Annotated in this window: 9 protein-coding genes; all 9 read left to right on the top strand. The window is 55.4% G+C overall.

Annotated elements, in window-relative coordinates; all coding sequences use genetic code 11:
* The first annotated feature begins 264 nt into the window (after nucleotides 1-264).
* Nucleotides 265-1,119, top strand: a complete 855-nt coding sequence (locus KR51_RS05670; RefSeq protein ID WP_022605786.1) for a phycobilisome linker polypeptide — start codon at nucleotides 265-267, stop codon at nucleotides 1,117-1,119.
* Between the two features lie 203 nt (nucleotides 1,120-1,322).
* Nucleotides 1,323-2,111: a phycobilisome rod-core linker polypeptide gene (locus KR51_RS05665; protein WP_022605785.1), complete on the top strand. Its 789-nt coding sequence runs from the start codon at nucleotides 1,323-1,325 to the stop codon at nucleotides 2,109-2,111.
* A gap of 121 nt (nucleotides 2,112-2,232) precedes the next feature.
* On the top strand, nucleotides 2,233-2,997 hold the full coding sequence (locus tag KR51_RS05660; protein WP_022605784.1) for a phycobilisome rod-core linker polypeptide: 765 nt from the start codon (nucleotides 2,233-2,235) through the stop codon (nucleotides 2,995-2,997).
* A gap of 22 nt (nucleotides 2,998-3,019) precedes the next feature.
* Nucleotides 3,020-3,550, top strand: coding sequence for a phycobiliprotein lyase (locus tag KR51_RS05655; protein WP_022605782.1), 531 nt, complete (start codon nucleotides 3,020-3,022; stop codon nucleotides 3,548-3,550).
* Nucleotides 3,551-3,674: 124 nt separating this feature from the next.
* Nucleotides 3,675-4,265: a chromophore lyase CpcT/CpeT gene (locus KR51_RS05650; RefSeq protein WP_040655316.1), complete on the top strand. Its 591-nt coding sequence runs from the start codon at nucleotides 3,675-3,677 to the stop codon at nucleotides 4,263-4,265.
* An 803-nt stretch (nucleotides 4,266-5,068) separates the two neighbouring features.
* Complete coding sequence (locus KR51_RS05645; protein WP_022605776.1) at nucleotides 5,069-5,302, top strand: hypothetical protein; 234 nt, start codon at nucleotides 5,069-5,071, stop codon at nucleotides 5,300-5,302.
* A 406-nt stretch (nucleotides 5,303-5,708) separates the two neighbouring features.
* The gene (locus KR51_RS05640) at nucleotides 5,709-6,281 is read left to right on the top strand and encodes a phycobiliprotein lyase (protein ID WP_022605775.1); all 573 of its coding nucleotides are present in this window, start codon (nucleotides 5,709-5,711) and stop codon (nucleotides 6,279-6,281) included.
* A 286-nt stretch (nucleotides 6,282-6,567) separates the two neighbouring features.
* On the top strand, nucleotides 6,568-7,407 hold the full coding sequence (locus KR51_RS05635; protein ID WP_022605773.1) for a hypothetical protein: 840 nt from the start codon (nucleotides 6,568-6,570) through the stop codon (nucleotides 7,405-7,407).
* 319 nt (nucleotides 7,408-7,726) lie between these two features.
* Nucleotides 7,727-13,300, top strand: a complete 5,574-nt coding sequence (locus tag KR51_RS05630; RefSeq protein ID WP_022605771.1) for a translocation/assembly module TamB domain-containing protein — start codon at nucleotides 7,727-7,729, stop codon at nucleotides 13,298-13,300.
* Nucleotides 13,301-13,635: the final 335 nt, after the last annotated feature.

Here is a 13,635-nt window from a genome sequence, read left to right as displayed (position 1 = left end):
AACCTAAAATTGGTAACGAAAAGGAAACTCTTCGATACCTGCTTTCAAGGTGGGCGGTTCTTCATCGGAATTTCGTCTTGCTTGAAAGTTGTTAGGACTGCGTCTATTCCTTGTTTTGCACTCTCTATAGGGGTTGCAAGCTTTAAGCAATGTTCGACTTGACTGACAGCCTTGCTTCTTCGAATTGCAAACTTGGCATAGAAGCGGTAGTTCTTTTACGCGGTCTCTGAATCGACGCATGTTGTTGAGAGGGAATTGGATTACATGACTTTTGGACCTGCATCTCGTTTGGGAGTAGCCCGATTTGAGGAAACTCCCCCCGTAGAGCTGCTGCCCGGCCGCTCCGAAGAAGACGTCGAAGCCGTCATTGCTGCGGTGTACCGACAGGTTCTGGGGAACGCCTACGTTATGGAAAGCGAGCGCGTCGTTGTTTCCGAGTCGCAGCTCAAGCTCGGAGCGATTAGCGTCCGCGAGTTCGTGCGCCAGGTCGCCAAGTCCGACTTGTACAAGTCACGCTTCTTTGATAGCTGCCCTCGATACCGTTATACCGAGCTTGCTTACAAGCACCTTCTAGGCCGGGCTCCGGATGGCTTCGAGGAAATGAAGTACCACAGTACTGTCTTGGACCAGCAAGGCTTTGAAGCCGACATCGATTCCTACATCGACAGCGACGAATACCAAGAAAAATTCGGCGAGTTCACCGTCCCGTTCTACACCGGCTACAAAACCCAGACCGGTAAGAAGATGGTCGGCTTCACGCATCTGTTCAAGATGCTGCGGGGTGCCTCGAGTAGCGATTTAAAAGGCAGCTTGGCAGGCAAGTCACCGGTCCTCAATGCATCTGCTATTCAAGGGACCCCCTTGGCCGTTATTGCACCGTCAAGCGCTTCAAATGGTTGGTCCTTCCAAAAGCCCACAAGCTCGCCGAGCGTCCCTCTGAAAGTTGGCGATCAAATGTACCGCATCGAGATTACGGGCTACCGTTCCAAGGCGGTCAATCGAATTTCCAAGTTTCGCCGCAGCAACCGCGTGAAGTTGGTTCCCTTCGATAAACTCTCCGAGGAGTATCAGCGGATCCATCGCGATGGTGGTGTCATTGCCAGCATCACACCGGTTTAAGAGTTCTCGGCCGAACCGCCAGCATGGGAATTGTTGGCGGTTCGTCTGCTCTTGACCGAGGCCGCAGAGACTCAATCCTAGAGATTCGATAGCCCCAACTCTCTGACATATCCCAACTCTCGCCGAGCAAGATGTTTGCTAGGACTCAGGTTAGGGTATCTAGAAGATCGCCACTTTGAAGAAAAATTGAGGAATAGCCAACGATGATTTCTACTGCACCGGCCGTTAAATTCGGTATTGATGCTTTTGCAGGGCCGCCCGTTGAGTTTCGCTCTCCTGAAGACGGCGCGCTGGTAATTCGTGCGGTCTACCGTCAAGTTCTGGGCAACGCTCATGTTATGGACAGCGAGCGTCTCGCCAGCGCCGAGTCGATGCTGTGCGACGGCAGTATTTCCGTGCGAGGCTTCGTTCAGTGCGTGGCCAATTCGGAACTGTACCGCGAACGGTTCTTCAACACGGCATCTCCTTACCGGTTCGTCGAGCTGAACTTCAAGCATTTGCTCGGCCGTGCTCCCTTAGATCAAGCCGAGATCTCAGAGCATATCCGCCTCTACAACGAACAGGGCTACGAGGCCGAGATAGCGTCTTACATTTTCAGCGATGAGTACCAAGATGCCTTCGGCGAAAACGTAGTTCCTTATTACAAGGGCATCCGCAGCCAAGTCGGTCAGAAGCAAGTTGGCTATAACCGGATGTTCGCATTGTTCCGAGGGCCGGCAGAGAGCAGCACGCCTATCAAAGATGCCAAGCTGTATTCGGTTGCCACCAACAGCACGAACAGTATCGTCCCCCCTCGTTCTGGCGAACGCAGCAGTGGTGCGGCTGATGCAACCGGCAAGCGCTTCAAGATTGTTGTTGCAGGACAAACGGCTGGCGGCCGACGCCGTTTAGCCAACACCACCTATATCGTGGCAGGTGACAACATGACTTCGCAGATCCAACGGATCAATCGTACGTCCGGTCGGATAGTCAGCATTGAAGAGATCAATTAACGCTCTCTTCCAATGTGGGAGTGATTCACTCCCACCACCAACTATTTACCTACCTTAATCCTTCTCTGCTCGATTTTTTCAGAACATCCTCTCACTTTTGCAAAGATTTAAGGAGCAAAACATGTCTCTCTGGGCGATTGACAACGAGCCGCTAGAACTGCGGGATGGCTTTACGGAAAGCGACTTGCAAGAAGTGATTCGGGGTGTATACCGGCAAGTTCTTGGCAATCAGCACTTGATGGAATCCGATCGGTTTACAAGCGAAGAGTCGTTGCTGCGGAATGGCGACATTAACGTACGCCAGTTTGTCGGTGCAATCGCCAACTCCGATCTGTACCGACGTTTGTTCTTTGAGTCGACGTCACAGTATCGGTTCATCGAACTGAACTTTAAACATCTGCTCGGTCGTGCTCCCCAAGATCAAGCCGAGATCTCCGAGCACGTTAGCACGTACAACGAGCTCGGTTACGAGGCAGAAATTTCGTCCTATATTTATAGCGACGAATACTCCAGCAGCTTTGGCGATAACACCGTACCGTACGTCCGCACTACCCAGACTCGCTCTGGTATCAAGAACGTCGGTTTCAATCGTACGTTCGCGATCGCTCGCGGCAACTCCTTCGGCGACAGCAGCCTCAAACAATCCAAGCTCGTTATCGACCTCGGTGCCAACCTGGCAACTCAGATTGTAGCTCCGGTCGGAACTGCTAGCTCCTATGCCAGTACGGGCAAACGCTTCCGCGTTCGGGTTGCTAAAGCAGGAGCGGGTTCGCTCTTCCGCAAGAGCAATGTTGAGTACGAGGTCTCTTACACCCAGCTCACCCGCCAAGTTCAAAATATTCATCGCCGCGGCGGTCGTATTTTGAGCATCGAGGAAGCCCGATAAGGTTGCGGCGAACTCTAGGGAAATGCAAATCGCAGAATTCGTCGAGCAGTCACTGGGTCGCTGGCGATCGCAACGTAGCGGTCACAACTTAGCTTTTCAACACTTCGAGGAAGTTCGTTCGACGATTGACATTTCAGCTCGTTCGAATGACGACGCGGAGGTTCTAAAGTTGTGTCAGTTGCACGATGTTGAGCCGGACAGTATTGCTAGCCCCTTCCACATGGAATGGGAAGGCGAATCCGATTGGGACGAGGATGAAAGCCCTCGCGGCAATTGTCTCCTCGTTCCCATTCCCAACTCGCACGATCCAAGTAGAGGGCTGTTGTTGCGATCGCAGGGATATGCAGAGACGATCCCATCTGTAGGGAGATATGTCTTTACCGAGGAGGGCATGTTTGTTCTGGCAACCGAGTACGATCGCGCTGCGGCGGAAGAACGTATTTGGTTTGCAACGGAAAACCTGCGTTTCCGCGTATCCACCATTAAGACTAGTAATGGCACAGGTATTTTGACGGCATCATTTGCCTCGGAAGTACGTTCGCTATCGGGCTAATTCGTTCGAGCTTGTCGAGCTTTCCATCTGCCTGTTGGCTGTCTTGAAACTCTAGTTTTTCACTGCGACAATGGACGGCGAAGAGTGCATCTCACCTGATAAGAGCCACCCACGCGATCGATCGATGTCCGATCCGATCCAGCTGGCTCAATGGATGGCGGGCGACTTCAGCAACTACAAGCAATCATACGAATATCCCACACTATTCGCGCATATTCGAATTTTCTTTCGACCGCTGCCTTTCGAGTTCTTCAATACTATAGGTTTCTACTCCGAACAAGTATACGATTACGACCTCTGGAGCCCCTACCGGCAAGGCGTACATCGCCTTATTCCCCGGGGCAATGAAGTTTACATCGAAAACTACGCATTGGACGATCCGATGCTGTACGCGGGTGCCGCTCGCGACCTCGAGATTCTATCTACAATCTCACCAAATTGCCTGAAACGGCGTTACAACTGCTCGATGGTATTTCGGCGGAGAGGGGGGGAGAGTTTCGTCGGTTCGGTAGAGCCAGGAAATAATTGTATCGTTCCTAGAAATGGTCGAAAGACTTACCTGGTGAGCGAGGTAGAAGTTACAGAACGTACTTGGACCAGTCGCGATCGAGGCTTCGATCTCGACACACACGAGCAAGTTTGGGGATCTGCCGCTGGCGCGCTCGAATTCGAGAAGCGCGACAGCTTCGCAAGCGAAGTACCGATCGTGTTTTAAAACAACCTTATCTAGTTCGAGACCGTTCCAAGATATGCCATGCTACCCCCAAACGCTGAGAAAAAATTACGGGCATGGATTCGCAGCCGGCATCTTATCTGCTCGGGAAATTTTTACCTGTTCGAAACTGTTGAGTATTCAACTCTCGACAACTTCTCGGAATGCGTGCAGGCGCTGGGTGGAACGGTGATCTCAGTCGATCTCGCAAGAAAGATCTTGATTGGGAAGCACCGAAAGGTCGTTCTTTATCGAGCTAAAGCAAGTATTAATACCCCTCATCACTCTCTAAAAGAGTATTGGTTATATTCTGGTGGCTTTTATACAAGGTTTGACGAACGAGGCTGAAGACACGGGCGGTCGAGTCGTTTGCGAACTGATTCCCCAAAGACAGTCGTTCTTACCCTGGATGGTACTGTTACCAATGCCATCGGGCGTTCCTATCCTGCTATCGATAGTTGCGGTGCAGGGTAGCACCTATGTAGACTCGGCAACCGCGCAATTATCCAGTCCCGCGCGTTCCTCCCGTAAGGCAGGCATCAAGTCCATATAGTTTCCCGGTGCCGGCCGACTTCTCATGAAAATAATGCTCTGGGAGATTCAGCGGTTGCGGTCGAGGGGTGGCAGCATGCAGTCTTACGCAAACAAGAGCTTTGACTTTTTTAACAATACTGGCGACGCGAACGGCTTTTTGGGATGATCGGGATTAGTGCGAATTGCAGGCGATCGCTCATTTCATGAGCCCGTAACGGACTGGGTCACGCACCCAACAGTGAGATGCTGCCTGCACCTTTGAGGAAACCGAGATGATCAGAAGTCAATGCACGAGCCCGCTTTCCACAACCGAGATCGAATCGGCAATCGCCGAGTTGGAAAAGTCGCGCGAGAAGCTCGTTAACGATTTGTTTCAGATGGCGCAGCGAGTAGCACTATCGCAGCGGGCAACGATGGAGCGAATCGGTCGCAATCCCGAGATTCACAGAATCGACGCCGAGATCGAACAGTTGCAGGCGCAGCAAGTCGCCTTGCGTAAGGTTTAGGACGTGTCATCAGTTGGAGACAGACCCCTGTTCGAGCAAGGTTTCCAGTCATCGTAGGACTGTGAAGAGTGATAGTCTGAAATCCAGTGCCGGCAAGGCATTTGCGGGTTGAGATTGACAACTCTTAGTCAGGCGCAGTCTGAGTTGTGGCATGCGATGAGACAGTTAGGATCGTCGCTAGTGCTCGATGCTTCCCGATTGTGGTCTAGGACAAACGCATCCTTGGAATTCAGCTCGATTTTTGTAGTACGCTGGGCTCGATGCCGACTTGTTGAGAAGAGTGAGCTAAGTTCAAGCACTCGAAATCACTAAAACCCTATTTCAGTTGTGGTAGAGAAATCTGTAAGTGTGTGCCCGAGGTTTTAGTCTATAGTGTCGTAATTTGTAGTTTATAGTGTTGTAGTTTATGGATGTCTCGCAACTTCAGCATTTCTTTGATTGTTGTCTGGGTAATTGGGATATCGAGCGGACATATCATTTCCTGTCGCGTAAGGAAGTCGAGCGATCGCATACAAAGTTTAGCGTGCGCGCGCTGACGGAGACGCTTAAAGATAAGGTGCTGGCAGATAACGCATACTCACTTGCACCGGAGCGGGCGGAGCTGGCAACGGGATTTCAACTGGCGTTCCATACGATATCCGACAAGGGCGAGGAAGTGTCGCAATCGTTAAACGCCCTGTTCGTACCGCAGACCGAGGAAGCCGAGGGGGTGATGTCGGGCGACTACCTGCGCGATCGCGCCTACGAAGAGGACCGCCCGCTCGTATCGCACTTTCAATTCGATCCGCGCTCGTCAGAGTTGTTGATGACGACTCCTTACACGCAGGTCGTGGCAGTGGATTCGATCGTGTTGCTTAACCCAGAGTTGCGATTGCGCAAGATTCTGACGTACCGGCGCCCGCGTGACGGTCAGCCCCTCAGTGAGGTGGTGTTGATCGGCTTCGGAGTCGAACAGAAGGTGGGTACGGCAGTGGAGTAAGCCCGCCTCGGCCGCATCGCGGGTTCGGAAAACGTTAAGTCACGCTAAGAAACGCTAGCGCAGCTGGAAGGGTACGCCACACTGGGGGTTAACGTTTCACGCATCGATTCTGGCGAATGTTCGGCAACACATAGGTGTTAGTAATGCTTTGGCATCAGCGCGATCGCCAAATCGATCCAAGGCATGTAGCGAACATTTGTACGACTTGGCGCGACTATTTATCCTAGGCGTGGCACGCGTGCCACGCAGGGATAAACCTTATTAGCGGTTGGGAGGTAACTCAGTAATGGCGAAACGCACAGGCTCGGGATTCGGGCGGGGAAAGAAATCCAACTCCAAAGTCATGAAGACTAAACTCAGCATGACGCTGACGCAATCGGGCAGCGATTTGCTGGCACGAATGGCAAAACAGGCGGGCGTTACCAAGTCGGAGTTGGTAGATCGCATCGCGCGCGGAGAAATCGCGATTGCGAGTCCCGTTGCGGAACTGACAATTTCCTTGGCTGGGGCTTCATCTCCTAACGATACCCAAATTTCGGCCGTTCGCGCGGCCGAGCAACCCGGACCTCCCGTTGTGGAACCGCAACTGGCAGGGAGCGGCGCAGTTATTTCAGCTGAGGACTCAGGCGAGATAGCACTGCAGCTAGCCGAGATGCAGCAACAGTTAAGTCAGCAACACACAATCGCCACACAAAACGAGCACGAAGTACGTCTCAAAACCGAGCGCATTGCCGAGTTGGAACAGCAGCTGGCACAGCAGCAAGTTCAGTCCGAGCGTCGCGGGCGAGATGAGGCGATCGCGCAGCGCGAACTCGCCCAGCTCGCCACGCGCATTACCGAACTGGAGCAAGAAGTTACTGCCCGCGAGGCTGTTGGCGCAAGCGCGGAGCAATCGCCTGTCGGGGATCGCGCGACGATCGCGCAGCAGGCTCGGACGATTGCAGCCCTTCACCAACAAGTTGTTGCGGAACAAGATCGACGTTCGAACTGTTCGGCACAGATGGAACGCCTGGAGCAAGAGCACGATCGCCTACATCGGGACCTCAATACTGCACAGGTGAAGATTCAGGAGCTACAGCGCGAAGCCATCTTTGGAGCCCACGTGCTCGGAAAATGGCGGCGTTAGCTTCAGGGGGCCGTCCTTAAAGCAAAGTAGGGTTGAAAATGAGGGCATGACTTGCCCTCAATGCCCGATTTCCCTCTGTCTGCAGCTTCTTCTTAGCGCGTCGATGCTCGGTTAACTAGCAATCGCCATCCTGGATTCGATCTGGCAACCGATACTAGGCAAACTCGAGCAGTTGGCAGCGGGATGCAAGATGTAGGACGCGAGCTTCCCTTAAAGTTTCAGGAAATAATGCGATCGTGCGATTGCTTCTGCTCGCCTACGGTTTGCCGAATCCGACACTCCCCCTAAAATGAGGGCAGATTTTCGGTGAGGAGTTGTTATGACCGTGTCGCCACAGCCCGGACCGGACGAACATCAGAGTGCCCCTCCACCCAAAGGACGAAGATGGTTATTGTGGACGGGAGGAGTCGGACTTTCGATCCTAGGGGGTGGTGCTCTCGCCGCGATCTATGTCATCGAAACGCAGGTCAGTCCTCTCGTTGAGCAGACCGTCAGCAACATTATCAATCGCCCATTGGAAATGGGAGCGGTTGAGGGCTTCTCACTCACTAGCATTCACTTTGGAGAAACGCAGTTGCCGCCGACGGCAACCAGCGCAACCAGTGCAACGGTTGGGTCCGTTGAAGCGCGCTTTAATCCTTGGGAGGTCATCACCGAACGGCAGCTAACGCTGCACGTGAGCTTGATCGATCCGAGTGTCTTGGTCGAGCAGCGCCCGGACGGCGCTTGGTTTACAACGAAAATTGTTTTGGAGGAGCAAGACACGCTCGTCGAGGTCGTGCTCGGAGAGGTTGACGTATTCGATGCGGATGTTTCTCTGATCGCGCGGGATACTGACGGACGGTCTGTCGACCCCGTGGACCTGCAGGTACCTCATGTCAATGCAGTTTTCCTCGATAACGGAACGCGCGTAGACGCCCAAGTCGACGCTCATTTTTCAGAAGACGGTAAGAATCTCGGTGCGATCGCGTTGGTTGGCGAAGTCGATGTTGAGGGTAAGTCCACCACGGCTGCAATACAAGCCAGCGATCTGGAGTTATCAGAGTTAGGGAGACTGGCACCCTTTCTGCCGCTGACGGTGCAGAGGGGAACTGCCGAAGCCGATATAGAAGCTGCGGTCGGGTGGGCAGATCGTATCACTGTGTCGGCGGAGGGCACGGTCGAGATCGCAGACGTTGCGGTGCAAGTGGACGGTATTCCCACCCCCGTGACCGAGACCAATGCCACGTTCTTGTTGCAAGGACAGAGAGCGCGCATCCGCGAGCTGACCGGGCGTTTGGGCGAGATCGAAGCCGAAGTTGGCGGTACGGTCGATCTCAATACGGGTTACACCCTAACGGCAGGCATCGAGCCGGTCGAGATCGCGCAACTTCTCGATGTGGTGGACGTGGAGTTACCCTTGCCGGCAGAGGGTAAGTTGGACGCACGCGTGCAGGTGACCGGTCCGCTGGAGAACCCGCAAGTGGGGCTAGAGGCAGTTAACACCACGCCGCTCGAGATCGATAGAGTTGTCCTATCTGAGGTCCGTGCAGAAGTTGCTGTTGATACGGCAGCGCGGACGGCAACCCTACGGCAATTGCGAGCGGTGCCTGCGGCTGGCGGCGAAATGACTGGTGGCGGACAGGTCGTCCTGACAGAAAGCGGCGACCCAAAACTCGAATTCACCGCGCGTGTCAACAATGTCCCCGGGGCGATCGCGCGCGCCTATTCTGAGGCATTGCCGAACGATCTGGGAGCGATTAACGCCAATGTCAGCGTCGCGGGGGTCGCGACGGATTTGACGAGCTTGGCTGGTAGCGGCACGGCTGCACTGGACTTACCGGCGGGCAGCGTGACGGTCCCGCAACTGACGCTTGAAGACAGCATACTAACCGCAAGCTTGCAGGTACAAGCGGTCCCAATTGCCCAGTTCGTTCCACAGCTGGCCGGTCAAATCGATCCGCAACAAACGGTATCGGGCGATTTTGACGCGCGGATTGACCTGGGGTCGGGCGCGATCGCCGATATTGATGGGTTGGCCACGGGTGGGTTGCAAATTGCAGGGGGACGCGTTGGGCTGACGCAAGTGCGCATGCAAGAAGGCATGTGGACTGCGACCGCCGACCTCAGCGGAGTTCAAGTCGGTCGATTGCTACCGCAACTGCCCGAGTACGCGCGCGGCGTAATCGACGTTACCCTCAACGCTAGCGGCAGCCTTACCGATCTATCGCCGGAGAGCCTGCGCGCGAAGGGTTCGGCACGTTTAGATAACATTGCTGAGGGCACAATCGCGACAAACGACTTCCGCCTCGCGGACGGTGCGTTCTCGGTTAGCGTGAGGCCGGAGGGACTGCAACTGCCCGCTGTCGATCCACGCCTGAGCGGCAGAGCAGAGGGCGAAATCCTGGTGCGAGGCACGCTAGATAACCTGACGCCGGATGGGGTTCGTGCCGAAGGGAGCTTGGAGTTGCCCGATGGTACGATCGGCATTCCCGAGCCGATCGCGACGTCGTTTCGCTGGACCGGTCAGCGGCTAGTGGTGGACGAGTTGCGGTCGCGCGGCCTGGATGTCAGCGGCTACGCCGAGGTGGATCTGTCGCAGCGCGATGCACTTCAGCTCTTAACGGGTTTTAGCTTCGACGTGCGCGCTACTAATTTGGATTTGGGGCAATTTTCGACGCTGGTCTCAACCGCGATTCCCACCCCGTCCATCCGCGGTTTTGCCAGCTTCGATGGAACGCTATCCGGGACGCTCACCTCACCGGTCGTCCGCGGCGAACTTGCTATAGCAGATTTCGGTATCGAGCGGTTGAGTTTCGACCCGCAGCTAGCCGGAGCGGTAGAGATCTCGCCGAACGCGGGGATTAAGGTAGACCTGCTCGGCTCGGATCCAACCGAAGCGGACTCGGCAACTGCCCGCGAAGCGGGTGATGCAAGGGAACCCGATCGCGTGCTCCTTACGGCAGCTTGGACGCCGAACGGTCGCTTCCCAATCGAGCCAGACATGCTGCTGCTGCGCGTGGATGACGCTGAAATGCGCGGCCGGCGTCAGGGAGGTGACTTTGCCATCGCGCTCGACAAGTTTCCATTCGGCGTGGTGAAGAATTTTGCACCGTTGCCGCCGGAGCTAGCTACTCAGCCGGCTTCCGGCGAGCTCTCCGGCAATGTAACGCTGAATTTCGACTCCTTGCTCGCAACCGGTGCTATCGATCTAGAGCGACCGCGCTTCTCACGCCTGGTCGGCGATCGCGTCGCCGCCGAGTTTACCTTCGATGGTGGCAGCTTGCTAGACGGGAACGGACAGATTCTTTCCGCTACCGGTCAGTTGCAACTCGATGAGAGTATCTTCAACCTGCAAGGTGAATTAACCCTCGTCCCAGAGGGACTCGACTACATCGCCGCCGTCGATATCGAGCGCGGGCGTTTGCAGGATGTTCTGGCTGCCGCGCAGATCGAAGACTTCTCCGATCTCAATCTCGACTCCCTGGATGGCAATTTCGGCGACGCTGCCGACCTAGCTGCCGTCCAGAACCTCAACAGTGTTTGCGCGACTATCGCGGCGCAGACGCCGCCGCCCGAGCCAAGCGATACCGTCCTCGATTTGAGCGGGGGGGATCTCGAACTTGCCAGTTTCTCGTCGCGATCGGCTGAGCCTTCCATCAGCCGGTATAGCTGCTTCGTAGCAATTTCTGCAACCATCGATGCCGAGCAACAAGCTCGCGAAGCCAACCCGGCACCGCCCCTCAGTACGATTCGCGGTGACTTTGAGGGCACGATCGCGGTATCCGGTCGCGTGGGCGGATCGACGCAGGTTGCAGTTGTCCCGACAGACGCAGCCAGCAACAATCCCAACGGCGTGCTGTTACCGCAATTAGCAGTCGAGATGGATCTCAGCGGCAGTGATTGGCGATATGGACCGTTTTACGCCGAAGAGTTTCGAGCCCAGGGCAACTTCACCGACGGCATCCTTACCCTCGATGCAATCGGCGTGCGGACGGGCGATCGCGTCATCGGCGCTCGCGGCACGCTGCTCGGAGAGTCCCAATCGGCACAGGCGGTCGTGCGCAACATTCCGATTGACGACGTGGATCGATTGCTGCCACTCCCAGACGGTATCGTCAGCTTTGGGGGCATGCTCGACGTTGACATCAATATTGCAGGCAGCCAGTCCGACCCCAGCGCCCGCGGCTCGATCGCGATCGCCAATGCTAGTTTTAATGAAAAACCAATTCAGACTGTCGAGGGCAGCTTTGTTTACAACGACGCCCGCGCAGATTTGTTTGTTGAAGTTCTGTTGTCAGAGTCGGTCAGCCCACTGACCGTCGAAGGCTCGATTCCCTACATGTTGCCGATCGCGGTCGTGCCGCCGGCCGACAACCGGCTCAACCTAGCCGTGCGCGTTGCGGACGATGGTCTGGCCTTACTGGATGTGGCAACGCGCGAGCAGGTGTTGTGGAACGGCGGCAACGCGGAGGTCGAACTCGACATTTCCGGACCGTTTGATGTTAGCGATATCCGCCTCGATCGCTTGAAAACTCAAGGTTTGATCGCGCTGCGCGACGCGTCGATTCGCATCCCGAGCATCTTGTCCGCAGAACCGATCGCCAACATCAACGGCGACATCCTGTTCGACTTGGATCGCATCGCGATCGAAGAACTCACTGCCACCCACAGTGGCGGACAGATTCAAATCTTGGGCACGCTACCGTTGTTTGTATCGAGCGGCCGTGAAACCGAGCGCCTGGAAGTTACCCTCGGGGGAGTTTCGGTCGAACAGAATCTAAAGACGTTACCGCCCATCGCCGTCTCTCCCGACGATGACGGTCCCGAGCAGCCGGCAGTCGGCTCGGGACAAACAGTTCCGATCGTTCTCGACGGTCTTTTTGAAGGAGATGTGCGCGGAATAGTCTTCGTGGGCGGTGCAGCGATTGCCCCCGTGCTCAGTGGTGAAGTAGGGGTTTCCAACGCACAGGTGTCCCTGGCCGGTGCGGCACCAGTCGATACGGATGACTCTAACGCCCGTGCAGACGATGAGACTGCTAGTGTTCCCGGTCCGAAAGTGCAGTTAGACGCATTGTCGATCGTCCTCGGTGACAAAGTTTTTGTCGGGGTGCCACCGCTTGCAAACTTCTTAGCCACTGGTGACTTCCAGGTGAGCGGCAGCCTGTCGGCTACCGAGCTTGCCCTGCGTCCCGAGGGAACCGTCACCCTCAGAGAAGGGGAAGTCAATGTTTTCTCGACTCAATTCCGCCTCGATCGCGGTGTCGAACAAACTGCTCGCTTCGAACCCGCACGGGGACTCGACCCGATCCTCAATGTGCAAATGTCTACCTCCGTCGCCGAATCAACGCGTCCGCTGACCGCAGCCGATCCAAGTGCTACGGAGTTCAACGACGCGCCGGCAACGACCTTCGGACGGCTAGAGATCGTGCGCGTGCGCGCTCTCGTTGACGGACCGGCAAGCCAGCTATTAGAAGATGGAAATGTCAACCAACGCGTTTTCGAGTTGAGCAGCGACCCACCGCGAACCGAGTCCGAGATCGTGACCTTAATCGGCGGCAGCTTATTTGCTGGTGGTGCAGCGGTGAGTTTGGCCAACTTGGCAACCACGGCGCTCTTTGGCTCTTTGCAAGCAGATGTTGCCCGCGCGCTCGGGCTGAGCGAGTTCCGAATTTTCCCCACGCTCCTCCCCCAAGATGATGAAGACAGCAACGCCACCACCCTCGCGCTGGCGGCAGAAGCAGGCGTTGACCTCACAAAAGCCTCAACCGTCTCGATTCTGGCACTGCTCAACGACGATCCGGTCCTTTTCTTCAGCTTGCGCTATCGCGTCGGCGATCGCATCCAACTTCGCGCCGCCACGGACCTCAACGATCGCAGCCAAATGATTGCCGAGTATCAATTCCGTTTCTAAGCCGCTGGAACAACCGGCCTCCCAATTGCGCTTGCCGAGTTAGGGCTTGCAGAAAAAGACTGGAATTGTTTCAGCGAAAAGGTTCCAGCGTTTTCTGCGTCAGAGAAGCGCAAGGTTATGGTTGCTAGTGCCTCAAAACCCTTGCATTTGAGCCGAGATCTAGGGGCGAAAATCTGGGTCTAGATGGCGAAAGCCTGATTTCATGAGCTCTCTGTCCCCTAAATTCACTTTGTAGACTTTTTCAGCAAGCCCGAGTTAGGGCTTGCTGAAAAAGGCTGGAATTGTTTCAGCGAGAAGGTTCCAGCGTTTTCTGCGTCAGAGAAGTGCAAGTTTAT

The sequence above is a fragment of the Rubidibacter lacunae KORDI 51-2 genome (assembly GCF_000473895.1).
Lineage (GTDB): Bacteria > Cyanobacteriota > Cyanobacteriia > Cyanobacteriales > Rubidibacteraceae > Rubidibacter > Rubidibacter lacunae.
This window is presented reverse-complemented; position numbering and strand designations above follow the sequence as displayed.

Bases quoted from the DNA above. Each gene is read 5' to 3' on its own strand.
- KR51_RS05660 (WP_022605784.1), top strand. From the start codon at position 2,233: ATGTCTCTCTGGGCGATTGACAACGAGCCGCTAGAACTGCGGGATGGC.
- KR51_RS05655 (WP_022605782.1), top strand. From the start codon at position 3,020: ATGCAAATCGCAGAATTCGTCGAGCAGTCACTGGGTCGCTGGCGATCG.
- KR51_RS05640 (WP_022605775.1), top strand. From the start codon at position 5,709: ATGGATGTCTCGCAACTTCAGCATTTCTTTGATTGTTGTCTGGGTAAT.
- KR51_RS05630 (WP_022605771.1), top strand. From the start codon at position 7,727: ATGACCGTGTCGCCACAGCCCGGACCGGACGAACATCAGAGTGCCCCT.
- KR51_RS05665 (WP_022605785.1), top strand. From the start codon at position 1,323: ATGATTTCTACTGCACCGGCCGTTAAATTCGGTATTGATGCTTTTGCA.
- KR51_RS05650 (WP_040655316.1), top strand. From the start codon at position 3,675: ATGTCCGATCCGATCCAGCTGGCTCAATGGATGGCGGGCGACTTCAGC.
- KR51_RS05645 (WP_022605776.1), top strand. From the start codon at position 5,069: ATGATCAGAAGTCAATGCACGAGCCCGCTTTCCACAACCGAGATCGAA.
- KR51_RS05670 (WP_022605786.1), top strand. From the start codon at position 265: ATGACTTTTGGACCTGCATCTCGTTTGGGAGTAGCCCGATTTGAGGAA.
- KR51_RS05635 (WP_022605773.1), top strand. From the start codon at position 6,568: ATGGCGAAACGCACAGGCTCGGGATTCGGGCGGGGAAAGAAATCCAAC.